Genomic DNA, 20,632 nt, shown 5'->3' with positions numbered 1-20,632 from the left:
ACTTCACGAAATGGCCACCAGAGCACCGATAATGGCGATCAGTAGGATCCAAAACCATTTAGAGGTTTTTTCCGGCTTCCATTCTTCGCCATATTCAACCCGATAATCGGGTTTACGATCCTTTTGATTCATCCTGTTCCCTGGAATCGATATCCATATATGCCCTGGGATTACTTTAAGATGAATCCTAATATTATTGAATTTAAACCTATTTTTTGGGTAAAAATCCTAAAAAAATTGAGGGGCGTAAAATCGGCATGGGATGAGCAGCTTGCCATGTGGCTGAACGAGAGAGTCACCGGGTCAATACGCCAGGTAGCTCAGATGACTCTGTCACCCTGAAGATATTGGCCACCTGGCAATGATTGAGTTGTTACCCATTTAAGTCGGGAGATATTTTCTGATGGCTGGATATATGATGTTTATTTACAGTTTTTTATTGTAATTAACTTTCATTATTTACAAAGTAAACATAAAAATAACCATATTTAAACAAGCTAATTTACATGCAAATATTTGATGGTTTTTTAACTATAAAAACCATCTGTTTGTGATCGCTATCCCTCAATGAAAATGAAAAGAAGTTAATTATTAGCCTTCTTAAAAAGAATAATGAGGTTAGCATGTTATTTACTATTCAACTTATTGTCATACTGATCTGTCTCTTTTATGGAGCCAGAAAAGGTGGGATTGCACTGGGGCTACTTGGCGGTATTGGATTAATCATATTGGTTTTCGTTTTTCATCTACAACCCGGTAAACCGCCGGTTGATGTCATGCTGGTTATCATCGCCGTGGTGGCTGCGTCAGCAACGCTGCAAGCCTCCGGCGGGCTTGATGTGATGCTGCAAATTGCAGAGCGTTTACTGCGACGAAACCCTAAATATGTCTCCATCGTTGCACCCTTCGTGACCTGCATGCTGACCATTCTCTGTGGTACCGGGCATGTGGTGTACACCATCTTGCCGATAATCTATGACGTGGCAATCAAGAATAACATTCGTCCCGAAAGGCCTATGGCCGCCAGCTCTATTGGGGCGCAGATGGGCATTATTGCCAGCCCGGTGTCAGTCGCCGTGGTGTCACTGGTCGCCATGTTGGGTAATTTTACCTTTAATGGTAAACATCTGGAGTTTTTGGATCTGCTGGCGATCACTATTCCATCCACCCTGTGCGGTATTCTTGCTATTGGTATCTTCAGTTGGTTCCGGGGTAAAGATCTGGATAAAGATGAAAAGTTCCAAAGCTACATTTCAGATCCGGAAAACTATAAGTACGTCTATGGCGACACGGCAACATTGCTGGATAAAAAATTACCTACCAGCAATTGGGTGGCCATGTGGATTTTCCTGGGGACCATCGCTATTGTTGCGTTACTGGGAGCCTTTTCCGAGCTGCGTCCATTAATCAATGGAAAGCCGCTGTCCATGGTGCTGGTTATCCAGATGTTTATGTTATGTGCAGGTGCGGTCATTATTATCGCTACCAAAACCAACCCGGCTAATATCTCTAAAAACGAAGTTTTCCGTTCAGGTATGATCGCCATAGTGGCGGTTTATGGTATCGCCTGGATGGCCGAAACGATGTTTGGTGCTCATTTGGAAGAGATAAAATCGGTACTGGGCACCATTGTTAAAGAATACCCTTGGGCGTACGCTATCGTTTTGTTGATCGTTTCCAAGTTTGTTAACTCCCAGGCTGCCGCACTGGCCGCGATTGTTCCTGTGGCATTGGCCATCGGTGTTGACCCTGCCTATATCGTTGCTTCTGCACCGGCCTGCTACGGCTACTATATTTTGCCTACCTACCCAAGCGATCTGGCCGCCATTCAGTTCGACCGTTCAGGGACAACCAATATCGGACGATTTGTTATCAACCACAGCTTTATCCTGGTCGGTTTGATTGGGGTTTCCGTTTCCTGCGTGATGGGGTGGGTCCTGGCGGCGGCATACGGCTTCTTGTAACGGGGTGGGGCGTAGCGGTGGATAAAACCGTTTATTGATGAGTCACTATTTGCTTAGAAAAGAAATGCAAAAAACCCGCTCAAAGCGGGTTTTTTTATCACTAATGCTTAACTGCTCAGGCTGATGCCTTCATCGCTATCGTAAGTTTTAGCGAGATTATCGGCGATTAAAGCGCGATAACATTAACAGCAGATGGGCCTTTAGCGCCGTCCTCAATAGAGAACTCCACTTTCTGACCTTCATCCAAGGTTTTAAAATCGCTGCTCTGGATAGCGGAGAAATGTACGAAGACATCTTTGCTGCCATCTTGTGGAGTGATAAAGCCGAAGCCTTTGTCAGCGTTAAACCATTTTACTAAACCAGTCATTTTGTTAGACATAGATATATCCTTTTCATTTTTTGAGCCACTCAACGTGGCGAACATGGCCTGTTTTGCAGATTTTTACTTATTGGGCACTTAGGAGGAGGCTCATGAAGAAGGGTATCTAGAGATAACGCTTGAACTGAGAACTGCTTTACTAAAACTGCTTTCATAAGGTCTGTGTTCCAAACCGATGCCGCCATAGTAGGCTTGGTTTGATTTATTAAGCAAGGATTAATTTTTTTAATGTCATCGGTTGGTCAATATATCCCTGGTGCTGCATGAGGGATGAGGACAGAGCTCAGGCTGTGTCGCCGGCATCTTTTATCGTCATGTGTGGCTGATGCATAAAAGATAAAAGCCCTGACAAGGATTGCCAGGGCTTTTAAGGTACTATCAACTTCAAATTTAACATTAATGAACTTACTAATTTCTTACTGCTAAGGTACTACCATTAAATGTACAGGTTTAACACAGATAATATTGGGCGAACTAAAACCTCCCCTATATTTACCAGTTTACGTTCCTCACCAATCTGAATGAATATTCGAAGATTGGGCATCTTAAACAGTACATCTCCCCTCGCGATATAGACTCTTTGATGCGTGGCCTCACTTCCGTTGCGATTTTGGTACACTAACTTTGAAAAAAAACAAATCGCAAGCAAAAAACAGTTAAATCATGGCCTTACATCATCGCGTTTTGGTACACACCCTGCGATTGTAGTACTGACTACCTGGCCTTAAAGCTTCATCCAATGAGGATTTACTTTTCCTCAATATGATGGCCCATACAACAATTGCTTCGTGGCCTTTATCGCAAAAAAAACTTTGATAACTTATTTCTAACACTTTAACTATTATCAGCTGGCTATTGTTTCGCTGCTGATGAATACCAATCTACTAGTTTTTAACAGGGTGTCAATACTGTTTTTAATATCATGTTTTTAATAACATGTCTTTATTGACAGTATTGATAAAAATCATCCATTAAGCCTTATCCAGAAGCTGTTTTCAGCGGTGCGGCCTCATTTTTTTGGATTTATTCTGTCGGGATTTTGTTTATGAATGATGCTGAAGGGCGGGGGTGGAATATGTATCGTTTTATTAGCCAAGAAAAACAAGATTATAACCGCACTGAGGCAGCCCGCTGCCAGGGCAACGGGCTGTTTTCACGCCATCAGGATTTGGCAACAAACCGCGCCAGCCGTTGGTGTAGCTGATTGTTTTCTTTGCGTAATTGTTCAATTTCTTCCAGCAGGGTCAGCGTGACCGCAATGCCAGGCCAGTCCAACGCCAGTTCACGGTGCAACTGTTCAGCACGATGGAAAGTGATTAACGCACGATCGTCAAAGATCCAGTCTTCCGTCGCGGGATCGCGTGGTTGAATCACCCCCAGTCCGACAATTTCGGTCAGTTCATCCTGTGAAACGCCGGTATGCAGGCAAAACTCGGTAATGGTGAAAGTTACTTTTACGTTAGCCATTTTGCTTACTCCACTCTTTGCGTGGATCAAAGGTCTGCTGGGCTTCCGCCAACTGCTGCCATAGCGCGGCGCTTTTTTCGTCCGGCTTCGGTGGCATCATGACCTTGATCACCGCATACAAATCCCCGGTTTCTTTTTTGCCGACCAGGCCTTTCCCTTTGATGCGCAAGCGCTGCCCGGTTTGGCAGCCGGCAGGAATGGTCAGCAGAATGCTGTCTTTCAGCGTGGGGACCGGCACCTTGGCGCCCAGTGCGGCTTCCCATGGGGCGACTGGCAGGACGATCTCCAGATTGTGGCCGACAATGTCGAACAGCGGGTGCGGCGCAATGCGAATAATCAGGTAGAGATCGCCGTTAGCACCGCCGTCAGTCCCGGCCGCGCCCTGGCCTTTCAGGCGAATACGCTCGCCATCGCCGACACCGGCGGGGATTTTCACATTAAGGGTTTTGGGGACTTCCTGCTCCACCATGCCGAAGGCGTTATACACCGGCAGGCTATAGCGAATAGTACGAGTTTGCTCGGTCTGGGTTTCTTCCAGGAAGATCGCCACTTCCATCTCAATATCCTGGCCGCGCATGCCCTGGCGTCGTTGGCGATGCTGCTGAGCCCGAGCGTGTTCGCCGAACATAGAGGAAAAGATATCGGAAAAGTCTTCGGCGTTATGGGTATTGCCGTGCTGCTTCTGGCGGCCAAAATTGGGGTCGTTACGGTGCTGGCGCAGTTGATCGTATTCGGCGCGACGCTCTTCGTCTTTCAGTACCTCATAGGCTTCGGCAACCAGTTTGAACTGCTCTTCGGCGTTCGATTCGGTGCTGACGTCGGGGTGATACTTTCGCGCCAGTCGGCGATAGGCAGTTTTGATTGCCTTGAGATCGTCCGCTGGTTTAACCCCTAAAATGGCGTAGTAATCCTTAAATTCCATAGCGTTATCATCTCACTTCAATCTTTGGTCAGGGGGGATAGTTGAGCCTGTATTGGGTGAAACTTTACTCTTAATCGGGCAGTTTGTCGTTAAGGTCCCGACGTCATCGGCGGCTTTAGCGCCAAAAAGCGGAGCCGGGTGGCCCCGCAATGGGATCACGCGCGTTTCAGTTGTCGGGCAACCTGGAACAGGCTGAATGAGCTGAACAGCATTTCAATACCGACAATGGTGGTGACCAGCACCACGGACGTCGCCGGATCGGCGCTGAGCAGGAGCCAGGCAATCGCCAGATCCAAAACGCCAATCACCAGCTGCAGCCAGCTTCCTTTGACCTCACGCAGCTTGTAGCCGGCGATCAACCGCACAATACCGCCCAGCGCAAACAAAGCCGCGAGATAAATCGCCATGGCGAAAATACCTACCGCCGGGTTGGTGATAAAAACGTAGCCGATAATAAGGTAAGCCACCCCGAGCAGGATGCCGCCGATCATTGGCCAGGTATTTTGCACCCGATTGGCAACCATGCCGAAAATCAGACCGAAGCCGCTCAGCAGCAAGAAAATCCCCACCACCATACTGATCGCTGCGCCCGAGGCAAAGGGGCTGAACAGGCAGAAAAGGCCGCCTAATAGCAGCAATATCGAGATGATTAACAGCGGGGTGCGTTGTTTCTTTAGACTCTGTTCGTCGATTTTCAACGAATGAAGATGGTTCATATTTAGCATGATGTAACTCCCTTGTTTTGAATGTCCTGTACTGTCCCACTGACTATTATAGTGGAACACGCCACCTTGAGGATGATGCCTGGCTGCGGTGTATTGACTCTGCGTACCAAAAAGAGCCACAGGGGTGGATTACATAAGGTTTTTCATGGCATACGTGCCAGAATAGATCATAAGCCGATACTGCGCTGCTGACCGAGATGATAGATAGCCGATGATGGATCCCTCCCGCTTACTGAAATTTTTGCTGCCTTACCTGTGGCCTAAAGATAACCCTAAACTGCGTTATTACCTGGTAATCGCCTTCGTCTTTATGGTGATTTCGAAGGTCAGCATCACGCTGGTGCCGCTGGCGTACAAAGCGATGATCGACGCCCTGAGCGGCGAAACCGCCAGGATGCTGGCCATTCCCATGGGTTTGATCCTGGCCTATGGCGTCGCGCGCATCGGTGGCGCGTTATTTGAAGAGCTGCGCAACGTGATGTTTGTGCATGTCAGCCAGAATGCCACCCGATTATTGGGGCTGCGGGTCTTCAGACAGTTGCACGCGCTGAGCCTGCGTTTTCATCTGGAGCGCCAAACCGGCGGGTTGTCGTTATCGATCGAACGTGGCACCCAGGCGGTAGCGACGGTGCTTTCGCGGCTGCTGTTCTCCATTTTCCCCATCTTGTTCGAAATCACCCTGGTCTCGGTGATTATGTGGCACCTGCTAAACGGTTGGTTTGCCCTGGCGATCCTGGCGACGGTCGGCTGTTATATCTTGTTCACCGTCATGGCCGTGCGTTGGCGAACCCGCTTTAGGCGTGAGCTCAACCAGGCCAATGCCGATACCAACAGCAAGTCGATCGACAGCCTGCTGAATTACGAGACGGTTAAATACTTCGGCAACGAAAACTTTGAGGCCGACCGTTTCAACATGTCGCGCCGGCTGTACGAATATGCCGCCATCAAGAACCAGTTCAGTTTTACCGCCATCAACCTCGGGCAGACCGCCATTATCTCCATTGGGCTGATTGTGATGATGGCGATGGCGGCACAGGGCATTGTGCAAGGGCGGATGACGGTCGGTGACTTTGTGCTGGTGAATGCCTATCTGCTGCAACTCTATCAGCCACTGAATTTCTTCGGTTTTATTTATGCCGAAGTCAGGCAGGCGCTGATCGATATGGAAAACATGTTCGATTTACTGCAGGAAGAGCAGGAGATTGTCGATAAGCCGGATGCGAAGGAGCTGCAACTGACCGCGGGCGAAGTGAGTTTTGACTCGGTCAGCTTTGGCTATGATGTGCGGCGGCCGATCCTGAAAAACGTCAGCTTCACCATCCCGGCCGGTAATACGGTCGCGGTTGTTGGTGCCTCGGGGGCCGGTAAATCTACCTTGTCCCGGCTGCTGTTTCGTTTCTATGACGTGAGCAGCGGGGCGGTCTCGATTGACGGTCAGGATATTCGTGACCTGAAGCAGGCCAGCCTGCGCGCGGCGATCGGCATCGTGCCGCAGGATACCGTGTTGTTCAACGATACGCTGGGATACAACATCGGCTACGGCAAAACCGGTTCAAGCCAGGAAGAAATCGAGCGGGCAGCCAGGTTGGCGCATATTCATGAGTTTATCGTCAGCCTGCCCGACGGTTATGAAACCCGGGTGGGGGAGCGTGGGCTGAAGCTGTCGGGCGGCGAAAAGCAGCGGGTGGCGATTGCTCGTACCATCCTGAAAAATCCGGCGATCCTGGTTTTTGACGAAGCGACCAGCGCGCTGGATACTCAGACCGAGCGCGAAATTCAGGCTCACCTGCGCGAAGTCAGCCGTGACCATACCACGCTGGTGATTGCCCACCGGTTGTCGACGGTGGTGGATGCCGATGAAATCATCGTACTGGAAGCCGGTGAAATCGTTGAACGTGGGCGGCATGACGCCTTGCTGGCCAGCAATGGCCGCTACGCCGCCATGTGGCAAAGCCAATATAACGACGAACAGCAGCCCTGAGGGTTCTAACCCCGGGCGCTATGTCGCGCCTGGGGGATCACCGGTTAAAGATCGCCGGTCAGGTATTGCGCTACACCGTTGCCGAAACTCCAGTCCCCTTTGCTATTGGTGGTGATTGACACCATCAGGTCGCTGCCTTCAATCCCACAGCTTTCCTTCAACTCACGGCTGAGATCGGCATAAAACCGCTGTTTCTGTTCCTCGGCCCGCGGGCTGGTAATCACCCGTACCACCACCAGATCGCGGGTGCGGGTCAGATTCAGACCGGTGTCTTCAATCACCATATGCTGGGCTTTGTTTTCATGAACAATCTGGTAGCGATCGCGCGAGGGCACCTCAAAGGCGCTGAGCACCGCACGGTGGGCGGCATCGAGCAGGGTTTTCAGTTCGGCTTCGCTGCGGCCCTCGATGACTTCAAAGATAAGTAATGGCATTTTCATAATCCTGTCAGTAAGTTAATGAGTTCTGCCATGTGCAGGGCAGCGTTTTATTCTCGCTTTTGATAACCCATCTTAGCCAAGCCCAGGGGCGGGAAGAAGCGCTATACTTGAACTCATTGTTTATATATATGAACAGTCGATGATGAAAAACCCAAAAATAGAAACCCTGTGGACCCATTTGCACTGGCTCACCGTCTTGGCCGAGCAGGGCAGCTTTACCCGTGCGGCGGAGCGCCTGGACGTCAGCAAAGCGGCGATGAGTCAAAAAATCAAAGAGATCGAAACCCTGGCCGGGGTGCCGTTGGTACAACGCACGACTCGCAGCGTCAGGTTGACCGATGCCGGGCTGCGGCTGGTGGAGGAACTGCGTCAGCCTTTCGCGCAGATAAAACAGAGTTTTTCCGGCATTTGCGATTCGGCCGGGCCACTGCGCGGTTCTGTGCGGGTGACGGCGCCGGTGGCGTTCGCCCGCCAGCAACTGGTCCCTCGCATTACCGGTTTTCTGCGTGAGAATCCGGAGGTGCGGGTTCAGCTTGAGGTTTCCGACCGATTGGTGTCGTTAACCACCGAAGGGTTTGATTTGGCGATCCGCCACAGTGACAGCCTGCCGGATACCCACGTTGCCTGGCGGCTGTGTCCGACCGCAACGCTGACCGTGGCGTCGACAGACTACGTGAAACGGCACGGCATGCCGACATCGCCGGCCGATCTGCAACGGCATCAGTGTCTTTATTATCCCCGAGGCAATGAACAGCCTGGCTGGAGTTTTGTTGCCAAACAGGCGCCACAAGGCAAGGCGGAAAAGACCCGGGTCCTGATCAGCGGGCCGTTTGCCACCAACAACAGCGAGTCGATTCGCGACGCTGCAGCGGAAGGGTTAGGTATTGCGCTGCTGCCAGATTTTAGCGCTCAGCAGGCATTGGCGGACGGCAGGTTGATCGAGGTATTACCTGCCTGGCGACCGATCAATGCCTTTGCCGACAGCCTGTATGTGGTTCGACCCTATGCACCTCAGGTCTCCAGAGCGATGACGGAATTCAGCCGCTATCTGCGCGGCGCTTTTGCCGAGGGGTTTACCACAGGGTTAGTGCGATGATCGCGTTGTGGCTCGGAGGATTGCTGTGATTCACATCACGATATGCGTTTTTTTACGCTTCAGTGGCGGTAATGTAAGCGCTGGAGAAGGGATTCCCTCAATGGAGTTAATTGCGAAAGCCACCACCGGATAAATGAAATGAATTCAACAGATAAAGATCACGCTGAATAAAGCACTGTCGAATAGAATAATAAATAAAGTTAAAGTGTAAAACGTTAATATATTTATGAAAATGAGTAATTACGCGGTTTTTGGGGCGTGAGGAGTCCCAGTTAATAAAGTTTTATATATAAATAACAGAGTAATAAGATTAGTGATGTTAATAATAACCCGTCTGTAATGTACCTGACTCATCGATTTTCTGGTCACCGCTAACACCCGGTTGACAGCCTGCCCGCTTGCGATAAGTTTAAATCGTTAACATGTTAATAACATCCTGTCAGACCAACAGGCCCGCCGAATTCGGGGTGCCAAACAGAGGCTGTGAACAGGGATATTGTCACTTATCAGTTTACTAACAGGCAGATCACACCATGAAAAAATCGGTGGGGCGGGGTTCGATATTGAGTGAGGAAAACAGACTGTTGGTGATTCTGTTTTTTGTCTTTGGCTGTGTTTTTGTTGATCGTTTAACCATCTCTTTCCTGTTCCCGATGATTGCCGCCGATTTGCAGCTCAGCAATGTGCACCTTGGCACGCTGTCCGCGGTACTGGCGCTAACCTGGGCGCTGTCTGGTGCCGGGCTGGGAGCCATTGCCGATCGTTTTAATGTTCGCAAGCCGATGCTGATCGTCTCAATTATCGTGTTCTCCTTATTCTCCGCATTATCTGGGTGGGTCAGTAGTTTTGCCATGCTGCTGATATTCCGTGCATTGATGGGCATTGCCGAAGGACCGGTATTGCCGATTGCGCAGTCGCTGATGGTAGAAAAGTCACAGCCGCAGCGGCGCGGGTTCAATATGGGGTTGATCCAGGGTGCGGCACCGGGATTATTGGGCGGCATTATTGCTCCGCCGCTGATTATTTATCTGGCACAGAAGTGGGGCTGGAGTACGGCCTTTCACCTGACGGCCCTGCCGGGCATTATTCTGGCCTGGTTAATTTATAAATATGTTAACGGCAAAAAGGATCCGTCCTTCGCCGCCGAGCCGGCAGTAAAAAATCAGTCGGAAAAGGCCGCTTACGCCGAGTTATTCAAAATTAAAAATGTGGTGCTGTGCATCCTGATTTCCTGCGTATTCGTCACCTGGTTTATGGTCATTATTACCTTCACGCCCAGCTTCCTGGTGACCGCCCGTGGTTTCAGCGAGCAGTCGATGGGCGGCATCATGAGCGCCATCGGCGTTGCCTGGGTTTTCTGGGGCGTAGCGGTCCCGGCGATCTCGGACCGTATTGGCCGTAAGCCCACCTTGATTTTCTTCTCGTTGCTGGCGATTTGCTGCCCACTGTTTCTGAGCTACGTCGACAACCTGTGGTTATTGGGGGGCCTGGTGTTTTTGTCCTATACCGGCCTGGGTTGCTTCACTCTGTTTATGGCCACCATACCGTCCGAAACCGTCTCGAAAGCCCGTATTGCCACCGCACTGGGGTTGGTCATGGGGATTGGCGAGGTGATCGGCGGTTGCCTGGCGCCGTTTACGGCAGGCTTGATCGCCGATCGTTACGGCCTGGTCAGCGTGATGTGGCTGGCGGCCATCGGCGCGGCCTGTGCGGTGGTATTAAGTTGTTTTCTCGATGAAACGGCACCCGCAGTGGTCAGCCGAAGAGCGTTGAAAAGTCAGGGTGTTGCCGACGTCTGAAATGGTTTTTCACCCCTATCCTCAAGGAGAGCGAGCATGTCTTTAAACCCATCAGTATTGAACCAGAACGCCGAGCCGGAGTGGAAGAACTATGACGATTTTGCCCGGGGAATAGACACCAACCGTCTGCCTGCGACGCAGGATTGGCGAGGAAAAACGCTGCAGTTGGCGTTTGAACAGGGCGAGCAGATGACGTTGAATTTCAGTGCTGGTCATCAGCAGTTGAGCTGGGCCTGGCAGGGCGAAAGCGGTGAGGATACTTACGAGGAAGTGCGCACTTCCGCTGCACAATATTTCGTGAATATCCCCTTGCAGACGCCGGGCAATGAATGCCTGACGCTGGTGCTGAATACTGACAGTGGCCGGGCGCTGATGGTGCGCAGCACGCTGTTACCTGAGCATCAGGTGACGAGCGGCTCCCGCTTGGGACAAAGCTTTCACGTTGGTCAGATTACCGGTATGACACCGCTCGGTGCTGCTCCGCATCTGACTCGTGAACTGCTTGGCTATCGCACCTTGAATATTTACAGTCCCAATCATTATTACGAACATTTTTACGTTAATACAGAACGCTATGCCTGGCAGAATCTGCGCGGCGAGCAGTTTGGTCACGGCGATATGGATTACGCCACTTATTATAAATTTGATGAAGATCGGTATTTATTCACCTTCCGGGAAAAGATCATTCCGGTTTGTTCGGTGTTCTTTTTTGACTTTACCCTCGGCCGTTGCACCGGGATATTTCTGGGGCTGGATGCCGCCGGCAAGGTGCTGGTCTCACCCGCCGGCGCTTTTATTCACAAGATGAGTTACAACGCATATCCCGACGGGGTGCAGCCGCTGTAATCAGCGGCCGTTAACCAGCGAATCGGCGTTGATGTCCGCGATGGTTTTCGCGCCGATCAGCGTCATGGCGACGCGCATTTCTTTATCGATCAGCTCGAGCAGGTTGGCGACGCCGGCCTGCCCGGCTGCCGCTAACGCATAGGCGAAAGCCCGGCCCAACAACACTCCGTCGGCGCCCAGTGCAATCATGCGCACCACGTCCAGCCCGTTGCGAATCCCGGAATCGGCCAGCAGGGTGATATCACCCTTGACCGCCTCGGCAATCGCCGGCAGCGCATGGGCGGTAGACAACACGCCGTCGAGCTGGCGACCGCCATGGTTGGAAACCACGATGCCATCGGCACCGAAAAGCACCGCATCTTTGGCATCTTCCGGATCCAGAATGCCTTTGATGATCATTGGGCCTTGCCAGAATTCGCGGATCCAGTCCAGATCCTTCCAGGAGATAGAGGGATCGAAGTTGGTGCCCAGCCAGCCGATATAGTCTTCCAGGCTGGTGGGTTTGCCGCGATAGGCCGAGACGTTGCCCAGATCGTGCGGCTTGCCGCACAGCCCGACGTCCCAGGCCCATTGCGGATGGGTTACCGCCTGCAATATACGGCGCGTGGCGGCATGGGGACCGCTCATGCCGGAGTGGGCATCACGGTAACGCGCGCCGGGCACGGGCATATCTACGGTGAATACCAGAGTTTTCACCCCGGCGGCTTTGGCGCGTTCCAGCGCATTGCGCATAAAACCACGGTCTTTCAATACGTACAGTTGGAACCACATCGGTCGATCGATCGCCGGTGCCACTTCTTCAATCGGGCATACCGAGACCGTCGACAGGGTGAAAGGAATGCCTTTTTGCGCGGCGGCTTTGGCAGCCTGCACCTCACCGCGGCGGGCATACATGCCGGTCAGCCCGACCGGGCCGAGGATCACTGGCATCGCCAGTTTTTCACCGAACAGGCTGGTCTCCAGGCTGAGATCCGACATATTGCGCAGTATGCGCTGGCGTAGCGCGATGCCCGCCAGGTCTTCGGTGTTACGTCGCAGTGTATGTTCTGCGTAGGCCCCGCCGTCAATGTAGTGGAACAGAAAAGGCGGGAGCTTAGCCTGTGCTGCGGCCCGGTAGTCGGTTGAAGCGGAGATAATCATAGTTTTACCTTATTTCGATAACGTGCTTTTACGCTCAAAGAATCATGATCTGCGCCATCACAGCGGCGATCCCCCCGTACACCAGCATGGGCAATACGGTCTTTTTGATAATTTTGCCTTCGGCATTGCCGATCCCAAGAATTGAGCAGACGGCGATAATATTGTTCAGGCATATCATGTTGCCCATGGCACCGCCAACGGACTGCAGTGCCAGAGTCAGGTTGACGTTTAGTCCGCTGCTGAGGGCGATCGAATGCTGAATACCGCCGAAGGTCAGATTAGAAACGGTGTTGGAACCTGAAAAGAACGATCCCAGAGCCCCGAGGAAAGAGGAAAACAACAGCCAGCTTTCTCCGGTGAGTGAGGCCAGCGTTTTGCCAATGAGGAACACCGGCGCATTGTCACCGCCCAGCATCATCAGGTTGACCATTACCAAAGCGCCAAAGAGCGCGATAAAGGGTTTGGCCACGCGTCCGCCGGTCTCTGCGAACATCTGTTTTACCTGCCCGCAGTTCAGTCGGAACAGGGGAATACACAGCAAGACCACCAGCAGGAAAGGGATCAGAGCAGGTACATACAGCGTTTTGTAGCTGGCGGCGGCAGAAGTGCCTAATACCTGCTGCAATTCAACGATCAGGGCATCGCTGACGCGTAACTCGCCCAGCCCGCTGAGTTTGCCCTGCCATAAAGGGGTGGTGCTGTTGAGCAAGGCCTTAATCCCCAATTGATGAATGCGCGTCACTATTAAAATAGCAATCAGCAGCAGGGTTGGGGTCATGGCTTTAATCACTTGAATGAAGGGCACGGGTTGAGGCGCGGTTTTGTCTTCGCAGCGGGACAGGCCGATGCCGGCACGCGCCAACAGAACCGACAGCATCAGGCCAATGGCGCCACCCACCAGTGCCGGGAATTCATAGTTAACCTGCGCCAGCAGCAGGTAAGGCACCGTGCAACTTAAGACGCTGAGTAAAATAAACGGCAGGTTGAGGCGAATATCACGCCAGGAAACGATAAAACGCAGCGCCAGTAGTGGGATAACAAATCCGGCGACAAAGTGGATCAACGCTGTCTGACGGCCAATTTCCAGCAGGTTGGCGTCGGATAATCCCAAATTGGCAAAGCCGAACCAGGTGGGGGTGCCGACGGCGCCGAATGAGACGGGAACCGAGTTCATCACCAGCGTCAACAGAGCCACGCGCAGGGGGTTAAAACCCAGGCCGACCAGAATGGGCGCGGCAATGGCGGCTGGAGTACCAAAGCCGCTGGCCCCTTCAATCATAAAAGCAAATGCCCAGCCGATGATCATCAATTGAGCAACAGGATTGGGGCTGATATTTTCCAGCCAACGACGAACCACGTTTTCCGCACCGCTGATTTGCATCAGTTTATTCAGCAAAATCGCGCCGGCGATGATGGTTATCGGGGTGAAAACCGACACCAGTGCGGTAATGATATTGGCGTGCAGCAGCAGGGGCAGACTGTCGAACCAAAACATCTGTATGGCATACACGGCGGCGGCCGTTAAGGGCAGCGCGATATAAGAAGGAACACCGTTCTTTTTGGTCATCATCCAAATCAGCAGAATGATGGGCGCAATACTGAAAAATAGGGACATAAGAGCCTCAGCGTTATTATTGTTATTTGTGGAGGTATGTAGCCGAAAGGTTAATTACCGCAACATTTTCATTCTAATCACAACGCTGGCTGATGTTCTATTGTGCAATTTTCCCGTAGGGAAATGTGGGGCGGTAGAGTGACTCTGCGGAACCATTTCTAATGACTGAGGGTATTTTTATTGTATTAAAAATCAAATGGATAGAATATTTTATTGTGTGATGAATGTGCTGGATCACATTGATTACACAACAATTATCAATAGATTATCTTCAAAAACAGGGTAATCCCGGCGGCTCGCTGGCGAGCCCGCGCAGAATAATTAGGTGACCCACTTCAAAAATAATGGCTGATATTTTGGTAGGAGGTGATGATGTGTTCGATCAGCAGTCGGGTTTTTAACGGTAAATTGCGGGTGTAAGGGTAGACGGCGTAAATGCCTAATACCTTGCCACAGTGGCCGGCCAAAATTTCCACCAGCTTTCCATCCTGTAAATCCTCGTACACCATGCAGCGTGGCACCATGGCAATGCCATAACCGCCGATCACCGCCTTGCGGATCGCCCGGGCGTTATTGGCGGACAGGTTGCCATTGACCTGCAGTTCATAAATCTCGTTGCTGCCCGGCTGCTTCATCAGCCAGTTGTCGGTGCCACTTTCCTGATAGGTATAGGTCAGGCAGTTATGCCTGAGCAAGTCGTCGGCGGACTGCGGCTCAGAATATTGTTGCAGATAACCGGGCGAGCAAACGATCACCCAGCGGGAATTCAGGATCGGACGGGCAATCAGGCTGGAGTCCGGCAGGGTACCGGTGCGGATCGCCAGATCTATCCCTTCGTTAACCAGATCGACAAAGCGATTTTCCAGCCGCATTTCAACCTTCAGGTTGGGATGATGAGCACAGAATTCCGCCACGCTTTCACTTAGCAACAATTCCCCCGAAATCGTCGGCACCGACATGCGGATCACGCCGGTCAGCTCATCGCTGTTTTCACTGATGACGTTCAGGGCCTCCTGAGTTTTTGCGCTGATTTCTTTGGCCTGACGATACAGGCTTTGGCCATTCTCGGTCAGCGTCAGGCTGCGGGTGGTGCGGTACAGCAGGCGCGCACCGAGTGATTTCTCCAGACGGCCGATACGTTTGCTGACCACCGAACTGGTGATGCCGGCGGTTTCAGCGGCTTTGCTGAAAGAACCGCAGTCAACAATCAGGGCAAAAAGGATCAGGTCGTTGGCGTATTCATGTGTGGGCAACATCGGTGGGGGTTTTCCTCGTCCCGGAGTAACAGCCAGTGTAAATCCTCAGGTTCAGGAATCAATCACCGGCGACAATATGAGAATTGTTATTGATATCACTTTTTGGCCGCTTACAATGCCTGCCATCTCAAGATTTCAGGCTAAGGGTTCTTCATGGAGTTGCTACGGGTGGTTTACCACCAGTATCGCTGGCCGTTTCTCGCGGTAATGGCGCTGACCATGGCCAGCGCGGCGTTGGGCATAGGCATTATCGCCTTTATAAATTTGCGGCTGATGGCGGTGTCGGGCAATCCTCTGGCTGTGCTGCCGGAGTTCCTCGGGCTACTGGCGTTGCTGATGGCGGTCACGCTGGGATCACAGCTGGCGCTGACTACGCTCGGCCATCATTTTGTGTTCCGGCTGCGTGGCCAACTGGTGAAGCAGATCCTGGATACTCATATCGAGCGGATAGAGCAACTGGGCAGCGCTTCGCTGTTGGCGAGCCTGGCCAGTGATATTCGCAATATCACCATTGCTTTTGTTCGCCTGCCGGAACTGGTACAAGGCGTGGTTCTGACCCTGGGATCGGCAGCCTATCTGGGCTGGCTGTCGCCACAGATGCTGGCGGTGACTGCCGTTTGGGTGGCGGTGACGGTATTTGGCAGCGGGTGTCTGGTGTCACGAGTGTACCGTCATCTGACCAGCGTACGTGAGGCTGAAGAACGCCTTTATGAACACTACCAGTCGGCGATCGACGGCCGCAAAGAGCTGGCGCTGAACCGCGATCGTGCCAAAGCGCTGTATCGGGAGGCCTATCAGCCGGATGCCGAAGATTATCGACACCATATTATCCGCGCCGATACCTACCATCTCAGTGCAGTGAACTGGTCGAATATCATGATGTTGGGCGCTATTGGTTTGGTGTTCTATATGGCCAACAGCCTGGGTTGGGCCGACACCACCGTCGCGGCAACCTATTCGCTGACGTTATTGTTCCTGCGGACCCCGCTGCTGCAGGCGGTGGGGGCATTCCCGACGCTGATTGGTGCCGAAGTGGCCTTCGGCAAGGTCAAAGCCCTACGGTTGGCCGATTATCAACCCGAGTTCTCTGCGGTGGCAGCCAAGGCCTGGCAAACGCTGGAGCTGCGTGATGTGATATTCCACTATGGTGCGACGGAGCAAAAATCCGGCTTCGCCGTCGGGCCGATCAACCTGACGCTGCGCCGTGGCGAACTGGTGTTTCTGATTGGTGGCAACGGTAGCGGTAAATCAACGCTGGCGATGCTGCTGACCGGGTTGTATCAGCCGGTCAGTGGGCAGATCTTGCTGGATGGTGTGCCACAGGCGACGAGCGATATGCCTGACTATCGTCGTTTGTTTTCCGCCATTTTTACCGATTTTCACCCGTTTCATCATTTACAGGGGCCTGAGGGCGAACAGCCGGACGCCGAACTGGTGGAAAACTGGCTTAACCGCTTGAACATGAAGAGCAAACTGCAGTTTGACGGCCTGCGGGTGACCAATCCACAGCTGTCGCAGGGGCAGCGCAAACGCCTGGCACTGCTGCTGGCGGTGGCGGAAAAACGGGATATTTTGCTGTTGGACGAATGGGCTGCGGATCAAGACCCACAATTTCGCCGAACCTTCTACCGTGAACTGCTGCCGCAGTTACGTGCATTGGGTAAAACGGTTTTTGCCATCAGCCATGACGACCATTACTTTGAGCATGCCGATCGGCTACTGCAAATGCGCGATGGGCAGCTCAGTGAATTGACCGGCAGCGATCGCGAACTTGCCAGCAAGGACTCTGTTTCGCAAATTAACTGATTCATATCATTCGGGCTGCGTTAGCGGCCCGAATGTCACGTCGTGGTTGCATGGCGCTATCCGCGACATCAGCATATCCATTCATTTCCACATCCCCACTCAGCCTGATTCATTGCCAATTTCGCTTAAGAAAAGTCAATTAATTGATTTTTCGTTTATGTACTGGCGGTTTAATTTTGATCAATCCGCTTGTGACACACTGCTTCCTTATCCCTTCATTGAGCCTGGATCCATCGCCAAAGACCTGACAAATACTGATGTCTTTCAGCTGTATACCTGACTTTAGGCACATGGCTAGCAGAACTTTTATAAATATCTATAGGAACAAACTTCTTTATTGATCGTTTAAATAGATCAATAATTGCATTTTGATTAGTTTAATCTATTAGTAGAGGCGGCTGTGATAAGCAAGGATGGCGTGGATATCAAACGTAAAGCTTGGTTGTGCGTATTTATCGGCTGCGGAGTATTTTGGCTGGCCGTCGCCACCGTGATTTATTGGCTGTTTATTTAGGAACCTATTGATGGACAAGAAGCGCGTAAAGAACATGGGGGGCGCCCGGGATGATAGCCCGGTCAAGATCCCCCCTTCCTGGCAGTTGACGCCCGAACAGCAGGATTTTATTAACGACCTCTGGCAGGACGACGCGGCAGAATATGCCGCAGAGCGACCCGCCCGCCCCACAGTTAACGAATAACCCGATTACGCCCGGCCAGAATGCCGAACAGCATTTGCAGCAGCGTCAGGGCCAACAGAATGGCCAGCGGCAACCGCCAGCCCTGAGTCAGATCGTGTAACAGACCGAACAGCGTGGGCCCCAGTGCCGCCAGCAAGTAACCTACCGATTGCGCCATGCCCGACAGTTGTGTGGCCTGATGATGGTGGCTGCTGCGCAGACCAAAGAAGGACAGCGCCAGCACCAAAGAACTTCCCGCCCCCAGCCCGGCAAAAATCAACCACACCAGCGAGTTGGCCGGCATCAACAGCAAACCGGCGACGCCGGTAAAAATCAGCAATGAACTGCACAATGCGATAGCCCGCTGATCGCGTGCGCGCGGCAGAATAAACACCATGACAAAGTTGGCGGCGATCGCCACCACCTGATAGATAAACAGCTCAAAACCCGCCTGTTGTGGCGAGGTGCCGTGGCTGGCGGCAAAGGCACTGAACCAGCCGATAATGGTGTAGAAGGTGATGGACTGTAAGCCCATAAATAAAGCCACCTGCCAGCCGAGTGCACTACCCCAGGGAGAACGGGACGGCGCAGGTTGAAGCGCCGAGGTATCAGCCGTTGCCGAAGCCGCGGGGCGGCGCAGTTGCGGCAGCCAGACCATCAGCGCCAACAGGGCTGGCAGGCTCCAGCACAGCAGGGAAAAACGCCAACCAAGATTATTCAACTCCGCCAGTGGCACCGCCAGACCGGAGGCCGTGGCGGCCACCAGTGACATCACCGCCGCATAACCGGCAATCATGGCGGCGGCACGGCTTGGGAAGTCGCGTTTTACCAGCGTCGGCAATACGACGTTGGCAAATGCAATGGCAGCGCCGATCAATACCGTGCCCAGCCACAGCATGCTGGTTTGCGGCAGAGAGCGCAGCACAATGCCACCAATCAACAGTAACAGCGCCATACCCAGCGTACGTTCAATACCCATACGTTTGGCCAGGCTGGGGGTCACTGGTGACAGCACGGCAAACAGGATCAGCGGCAGTGAGTTAAGCAGGCCGGCCGAGGTGGCAGACAGCGACAACTGCTGCTGGATCTGTTCCAGCAATGGGCCCACGCTGGTCAATGCGGCGCGCAGATTGGCCGCAACCAGCATAATGCCGGTGATCAGTAACAGCGGGTGGCGTAAACGGCTGCGCTTGTTGGCGGCAGGCGTTGGGGATAAAGCGGATTGGGGCATCAGTTCCTCGCACCAGGGCATGCAGTCAATCAATACTGCACGGCATGATGCGTTGATTGACGTTAACGCTTACGTACCGGCAGGGGGCCGATATCTGCGCGCAAGTGTAGGGAAGAACCCCTGATCTGACAAGAGGGTGGTTAAGCGGAACCTGCCCCATTCAGGCGTCGGCGGCGGGATGCCGGAGAGGCATAATTGTTATTATGTGATCCCGATCACCTGATGAACTAAAAGTCAGCCAGCCGGGCCGCTGTGTTACCCCTTTCGTTTTCTGCTGTACTTCGGGCTCCTCAGCCCGGCAGCTGCGCCTGCGCTGAGATTTCACTTTGCCTTTCACTGCTTCTCAATATTTTCATTTCATTTCGATCCGAAAGGTTTTTAACCTCTTTTTCTGCTAAAACAGCGCTGTAACCCCGATCACAATTTCATTGCCTTCGCTTTGCTGTAATGCCAGCGCAGTAGAGCGAAAGCCATCTTCTCCCCGGCCCGGCCGGAAACCTGAGGACCGCAGCTCATGCCAGTGAATACCGCAAAGCGACGTGAACACATTATCGATCTGTTATGCGAGCACGGCAGCGTGCGCGTGGAGCAGCTCAGCAAACAGTTTGCAGTATCCACGGTGACGATCCGCAACGATCTGCGCTTTCTGGAACGAAAAGGGTGTGCGCTACGAGCCTATGGCGGCGCGATGCTCAATCAGCAATTCGCCTTCGATCGCCCGTTGCATGACAAGGGGCGGTTAAACCGCGATGTGAAGTCGCAGATCGCCAGTGTAGCGGCCAGCTATGTGCGCGATGGTGATGCGCTGATCCTCGATTCCGGTTCCACCACCACCCAGATAGTGCCGTTCCTCAAAGGACGACGCGATCTGGTGGTGATGACCAATGCGCTGAACATTGCTTATGAGCTTTCAGGTAACGATGGGGCAGAGGTGATGGTGCTGGGGGGCAGCGTGCGCCGCAACTCCTACTCGCTCTACGGTCCGGCTGCCGAGCAGCAATTGCGCCAGTACCGTTTCGACAAGCTGTTTTTGGGGGTCGACGGTTTCGATCTGGTTGCCGGTATCACCACGCCTCACCCCGGTGAGGCACACCTCAATCGCGTGATGTGCGAGGTGGCGCGCGAAATTATCGCCGTGGCGGATGCCAGCAAGTTTGGTCGCAAGAGCTTTTGCATGATTCGCGAAGCCGGACAAATTCATCGGCTGATTACCGACAGCCTTCTTCCGGACGATTACGAGCGGGCGTTAACCGAGTTGGGCGTGGAGGTTGTCATCGCCGATCGGTAG

Annotated in this window: 19 protein-coding genes; 9 read left to right on the top strand and 10 right to left on the bottom strand. The window is 52.7% G+C overall.

All coding sequences use genetic code 11. The features are described 5' to 3' along the window. Nucleotides 1-3 precede the first annotated feature (3 nt). Nucleotides 4-132 (bottom strand): hypothetical protein, encoded by a 129-nt coding sequence (locus BEI65_RS27350; RefSeq protein ID WP_255409002.1) that lies wholly within the window; start codon nt 130-132, stop codon nt 4-6. Nucleotides 133-623: 491 nt separating this feature from the next. Between BEI65_RS27350 and BEI65_RS13705 the strand changes: the two genes are divergently transcribed. Continuing rightward, on the top strand, nt 624-1,964 hold the full coding sequence (locus BEI65_RS13705) for an anaerobic C4-dicarboxylate transporter (protein ID WP_099063813.1): 1,341 nt from the start codon (nt 624-626) through the stop codon (nt 1,962-1,964). 166 nt (nt 1,965-2,130) lie between these two features. Here the strand turns inward: BEI65_RS13705 and cspA are convergent, their stop codons facing one another. From cspA to BEI65_RS13685, 4 genes are all read right to left on the bottom strand, one after another. Continuing rightward, complete coding sequence (gene cspA, locus BEI65_RS13700; protein WP_085118662.1) at nt 2,131-2,343, bottom strand: RNA chaperone/antiterminator CspA; 213 nt, start codon at nt 2,341-2,343, stop codon at nt 2,131-2,133. A 1,161-nt stretch (nt 2,344-3,504) separates the two neighbouring features. After that, nucleotides 3,505-3,810 carry a chaperone modulator CbpM gene (gene cbpM, locus BEI65_RS13695; RefSeq protein WP_099063812.1) on the bottom strand — a complete coding sequence of 102 codons (306 nt, stop codon included), beginning with the start codon at nt 3,808-3,810 and terminating at the stop codon, nt 3,505-3,507. Continuing rightward, nucleotides 3,803-4,732: a curved DNA-binding protein gene (gene cbpA / locus BEI65_RS13690; RefSeq protein ID WP_099063811.1), complete on the bottom strand. Its 930-nt coding sequence runs from the start codon at nt 4,730-4,732 to the stop codon at nt 3,803-3,805. Before cbpA ends, cbpM begins: the two co-directional genes overlap by 8 nt. A 155-nt stretch (nt 4,733-4,887) precedes the next feature. Next, nucleotides 4,888-5,457 (bottom strand): HdeD family acid-resistance protein, encoded by a 570-nt coding sequence (locus BEI65_RS13685; protein ID WP_099063810.1) that lies wholly within the window; start codon nt 5,455-5,457, stop codon nt 4,888-4,890. A 214-nt stretch (nt 5,458-5,671) separates the two neighbouring features. Between BEI65_RS13685 and BEI65_RS13680 the strand changes: the two genes are divergently transcribed. After that, the gene (locus BEI65_RS13680) at nt 5,672-7,438 is read left to right on the top strand and encodes an ABC transporter ATP-binding protein/permease (RefSeq protein WP_099063858.1); all 1,767 of its coding nucleotides are present in this window, start codon (nt 5,672-5,674) and stop codon (nt 7,436-7,438) included. A 44-nt stretch (nt 7,439-7,482) separates the two neighbouring features. Here the strand turns inward: BEI65_RS13680 and BEI65_RS13675 are convergent, their stop codons facing one another. Beyond that, on the bottom strand, nt 7,483-7,872 hold the full coding sequence (locus tag BEI65_RS13675) for a tautomerase family protein (RefSeq protein WP_099063809.1): 390 nt from the start codon (nt 7,870-7,872) through the stop codon (nt 7,483-7,485). Nucleotides 7,873-8,020: 148 nt separating this feature from the next. Between BEI65_RS13675 and BEI65_RS13670 the strand changes: the two genes are divergently transcribed. The 3 genes from BEI65_RS13670 to BEI65_RS13660 all read left to right on the top strand — a co-directional run bounded on the left by BEI65_RS13670 (nt 8,021) and on the right by BEI65_RS13660 (nt 11,619). Then, nucleotides 8,021-8,974, top strand: coding sequence for a LysR family transcriptional regulator (locus tag BEI65_RS13670; RefSeq protein WP_099063857.1), 954 nt, complete (start codon nt 8,021-8,023; stop codon nt 8,972-8,974). Between the two features lie 533 nt (nt 8,975-9,507). Further along, nucleotides 9,508-10,773 (top strand): MFS transporter, encoded by a 1,266-nt coding sequence (locus BEI65_RS13665; protein ID WP_232519094.1) that lies wholly within the window; start codon nt 9,508-9,510, stop codon nt 10,771-10,773. A 36-nt stretch (nt 10,774-10,809) separates the two neighbouring features. Beyond that, on the top strand, nt 10,810-11,619 hold the full coding sequence (locus BEI65_RS13660) for a MoaF C-terminal domain-containing protein (RefSeq protein WP_099063808.1): 810 nt from the start codon (nt 10,810-10,812) through the stop codon (nt 11,617-11,619). On the opposite strand, the gene lldD is transcribed toward BEI65_RS13660, so the two are convergent. The 3 genes from lldD to BEI65_RS13645 all read right to left on the bottom strand — a co-directional run bounded on the left by lldD (nt 11,620) and on the right by BEI65_RS13645 (nt 15,630). After that, nucleotides 11,620-12,759 (bottom strand): FMN-dependent L-lactate dehydrogenase LldD, encoded by a 1,140-nt coding sequence (lldD, locus tag BEI65_RS13655; RefSeq protein ID WP_099063807.1) that lies wholly within the window; start codon nt 12,757-12,759, stop codon nt 11,620-11,622. A gap of 34 nt (nt 12,760-12,793) precedes the next feature. Then, a complete protein-coding gene (locus BEI65_RS13650; RefSeq protein WP_099063806.1) occupies nt 12,794-14,374 on the bottom strand; it encodes an L-lactate permease in 1,581 nt (526 codons plus the stop codon). Between the two features lie 335 nt (nt 14,375-14,709). Then, nucleotides 14,710-15,630: a LysR family transcriptional regulator gene (locus BEI65_RS13645; protein WP_099063805.1), complete on the bottom strand. Its 921-nt coding sequence runs from the start codon at nt 15,628-15,630 to the stop codon at nt 14,710-14,712. Between the two features lie 153 nt (nt 15,631-15,783). Here BEI65_RS13645 and BEI65_RS13640 point away from each other — a divergent pair, with 153 nt between their 5' ends. The 3 genes from BEI65_RS13640 (at nt 15,784) to BEI65_RS26985 (ending at nt 18,134) form a co-directional block, all read left to right on the top strand. After that, nucleotides 15,784-17,436 (top strand): multidrug ABC transporter permease/ATP-binding protein, encoded by a 1,653-nt coding sequence (locus BEI65_RS13640; protein ID WP_099063804.1) that lies wholly within the window; start codon nt 15,784-15,786, stop codon nt 17,434-17,436. Nucleotides 17,437-17,836: 400 nt separating this feature from the next. Further along, entirely contained in the window at nt 17,837-17,950 is a 114-nt protein-coding gene (locus BEI65_RS13635) for a YmiA family putative membrane protein (RefSeq protein WP_099063803.1), read from the top strand. A 10-nt stretch (nt 17,951-17,960) separates the two neighbouring features. Continuing rightward, nucleotides 17,961-18,134 (top strand): hypothetical protein, encoded by a 174-nt coding sequence (locus tag BEI65_RS26985; RefSeq protein ID WP_198404445.1) that lies wholly within the window; start codon nt 17,961-17,963, stop codon nt 18,132-18,134. Here BEI65_RS26985 and BEI65_RS13630 read toward each other — a convergent pair. Then, nucleotides 18,124-19,344, bottom strand: a complete 1,221-nt coding sequence (locus BEI65_RS13630; protein ID WP_099063802.1) for an MFS transporter — start codon at nt 19,342-19,344, stop codon at nt 18,124-18,126. The two genes, BEI65_RS26985 and BEI65_RS13630, sit on opposite strands and share 11 nt — an antisense overlap. 514 nt (nt 19,345-19,858) lie before the next feature. Between BEI65_RS13630 and agaR the strand changes: the two genes are divergently transcribed. After that, the gene (gene agaR, locus BEI65_RS13625) at nt 19,859-20,632 is read left to right on the top strand and encodes a transcriptional repressor AgaR (protein ID WP_085118645.1); all 774 of its coding nucleotides are present in this window, start codon (nt 19,859-19,861) and stop codon (nt 20,630-20,632) included.

Source organism: Serratia sp. BW106 (assembly GCF_002607755.1).
In the GTDB taxonomy this organism is placed as follows: domain Bacteria; phylum Pseudomonadota; class Gammaproteobacteria; order Enterobacterales; family Enterobacteriaceae; genus Serratia; species Serratia proteamaculans.
Note: the sequence above shows the minus strand (reverse complement) of the source record. Positions and strands in the feature narration are given on the sequence as shown.

Coding starts and splice junctions, on each gene's coding strand:
- BEI65_RS27350 (WP_255409002.1), bottom strand. CDS start 132: ATGAATCAAAAGGATCGTAAACCCGATTATCGGGTTGAATATGGCGAA.
- BEI65_RS13705 (WP_099063813.1), top strand. CDS start 624: ATGTTATTTACTATTCAACTTATTGTCATACTGATCTGTCTCTTTTAT.
- cspA (WP_085118662.1), bottom strand. CDS start 2,343: ATGTCTAACAAAATGACTGGTTTAGTAAAATGGTTTAACGCTGACAAA.
- cbpM (WP_099063812.1), bottom strand. CDS start 3,810: ATGGCTAACGTAAAAGTAACTTTCACCATTACCGAGTTTTGCCTGCAT.
- cbpA (WP_099063811.1), bottom strand. CDS start 4,732: ATGGAATTTAAGGATTACTACGCCATTTTAGGGGTTAAACCAGCGGAC.
- BEI65_RS13685 (WP_099063810.1), bottom strand. CDS start 5,457: ATGCTAAATATGAACCATCTTCATTCGTTGAAAATCGACGAACAGAGT.
- BEI65_RS13680 (WP_099063858.1), top strand. CDS start 5,672: ATGGATCCCTCCCGCTTACTGAAATTTTTGCTGCCTTACCTGTGGCCT.
- BEI65_RS13675 (WP_099063809.1), bottom strand. CDS start 7,872: ATGCCATTACTTATCTTTGAAGTCATCGAGGGCCGCAGCGAAGCCGAA.
- BEI65_RS13670 (WP_099063857.1), top strand. CDS start 8,021: ATGAAAAACCCAAAAATAGAAACCCTGTGGACCCATTTGCACTGGCTC.
- BEI65_RS13665 (WP_232519094.1), top strand. CDS start 9,508: ATGAAAAAATCGGTGGGGCGGGGTTCGATATTGAGTGAGGAAAACAGA.
- BEI65_RS13660 (WP_099063808.1), top strand. CDS start 10,810: ATGTCTTTAAACCCATCAGTATTGAACCAGAACGCCGAGCCGGAGTGG.
- lldD (WP_099063807.1), bottom strand. CDS start 12,759: ATGATTATCTCCGCTTCAACCGACTACCGGGCCGCAGCACAGGCTAAG.
- BEI65_RS13650 (WP_099063806.1), bottom strand. CDS start 14,374: ATGTCCCTATTTTTCAGTATTGCGCCCATCATTCTGCTGATTTGGATG.
- BEI65_RS13645 (WP_099063805.1), bottom strand. CDS start 15,630: ATGTTGCCCACACATGAATACGCCAACGACCTGATCCTTTTTGCCCTG.
- BEI65_RS13640 (WP_099063804.1), top strand. CDS start 15,784: ATGGAGTTGCTACGGGTGGTTTACCACCAGTATCGCTGGCCGTTTCTC.
- BEI65_RS26985 (WP_198404445.1), top strand. CDS start 17,961: ATGGACAAGAAGCGCGTAAAGAACATGGGGGGCGCCCGGGATGATAGC.
- BEI65_RS13630 (WP_099063802.1), bottom strand. CDS start 19,344: ATGCCCCAATCCGCTTTATCCCCAACGCCTGCCGCCAACAAGCGCAGC.
- agaR (WP_085118645.1), top strand. CDS start 19,859: ATGCCAGTGAATACCGCAAAGCGACGTGAACACATTATCGATCTGTTA.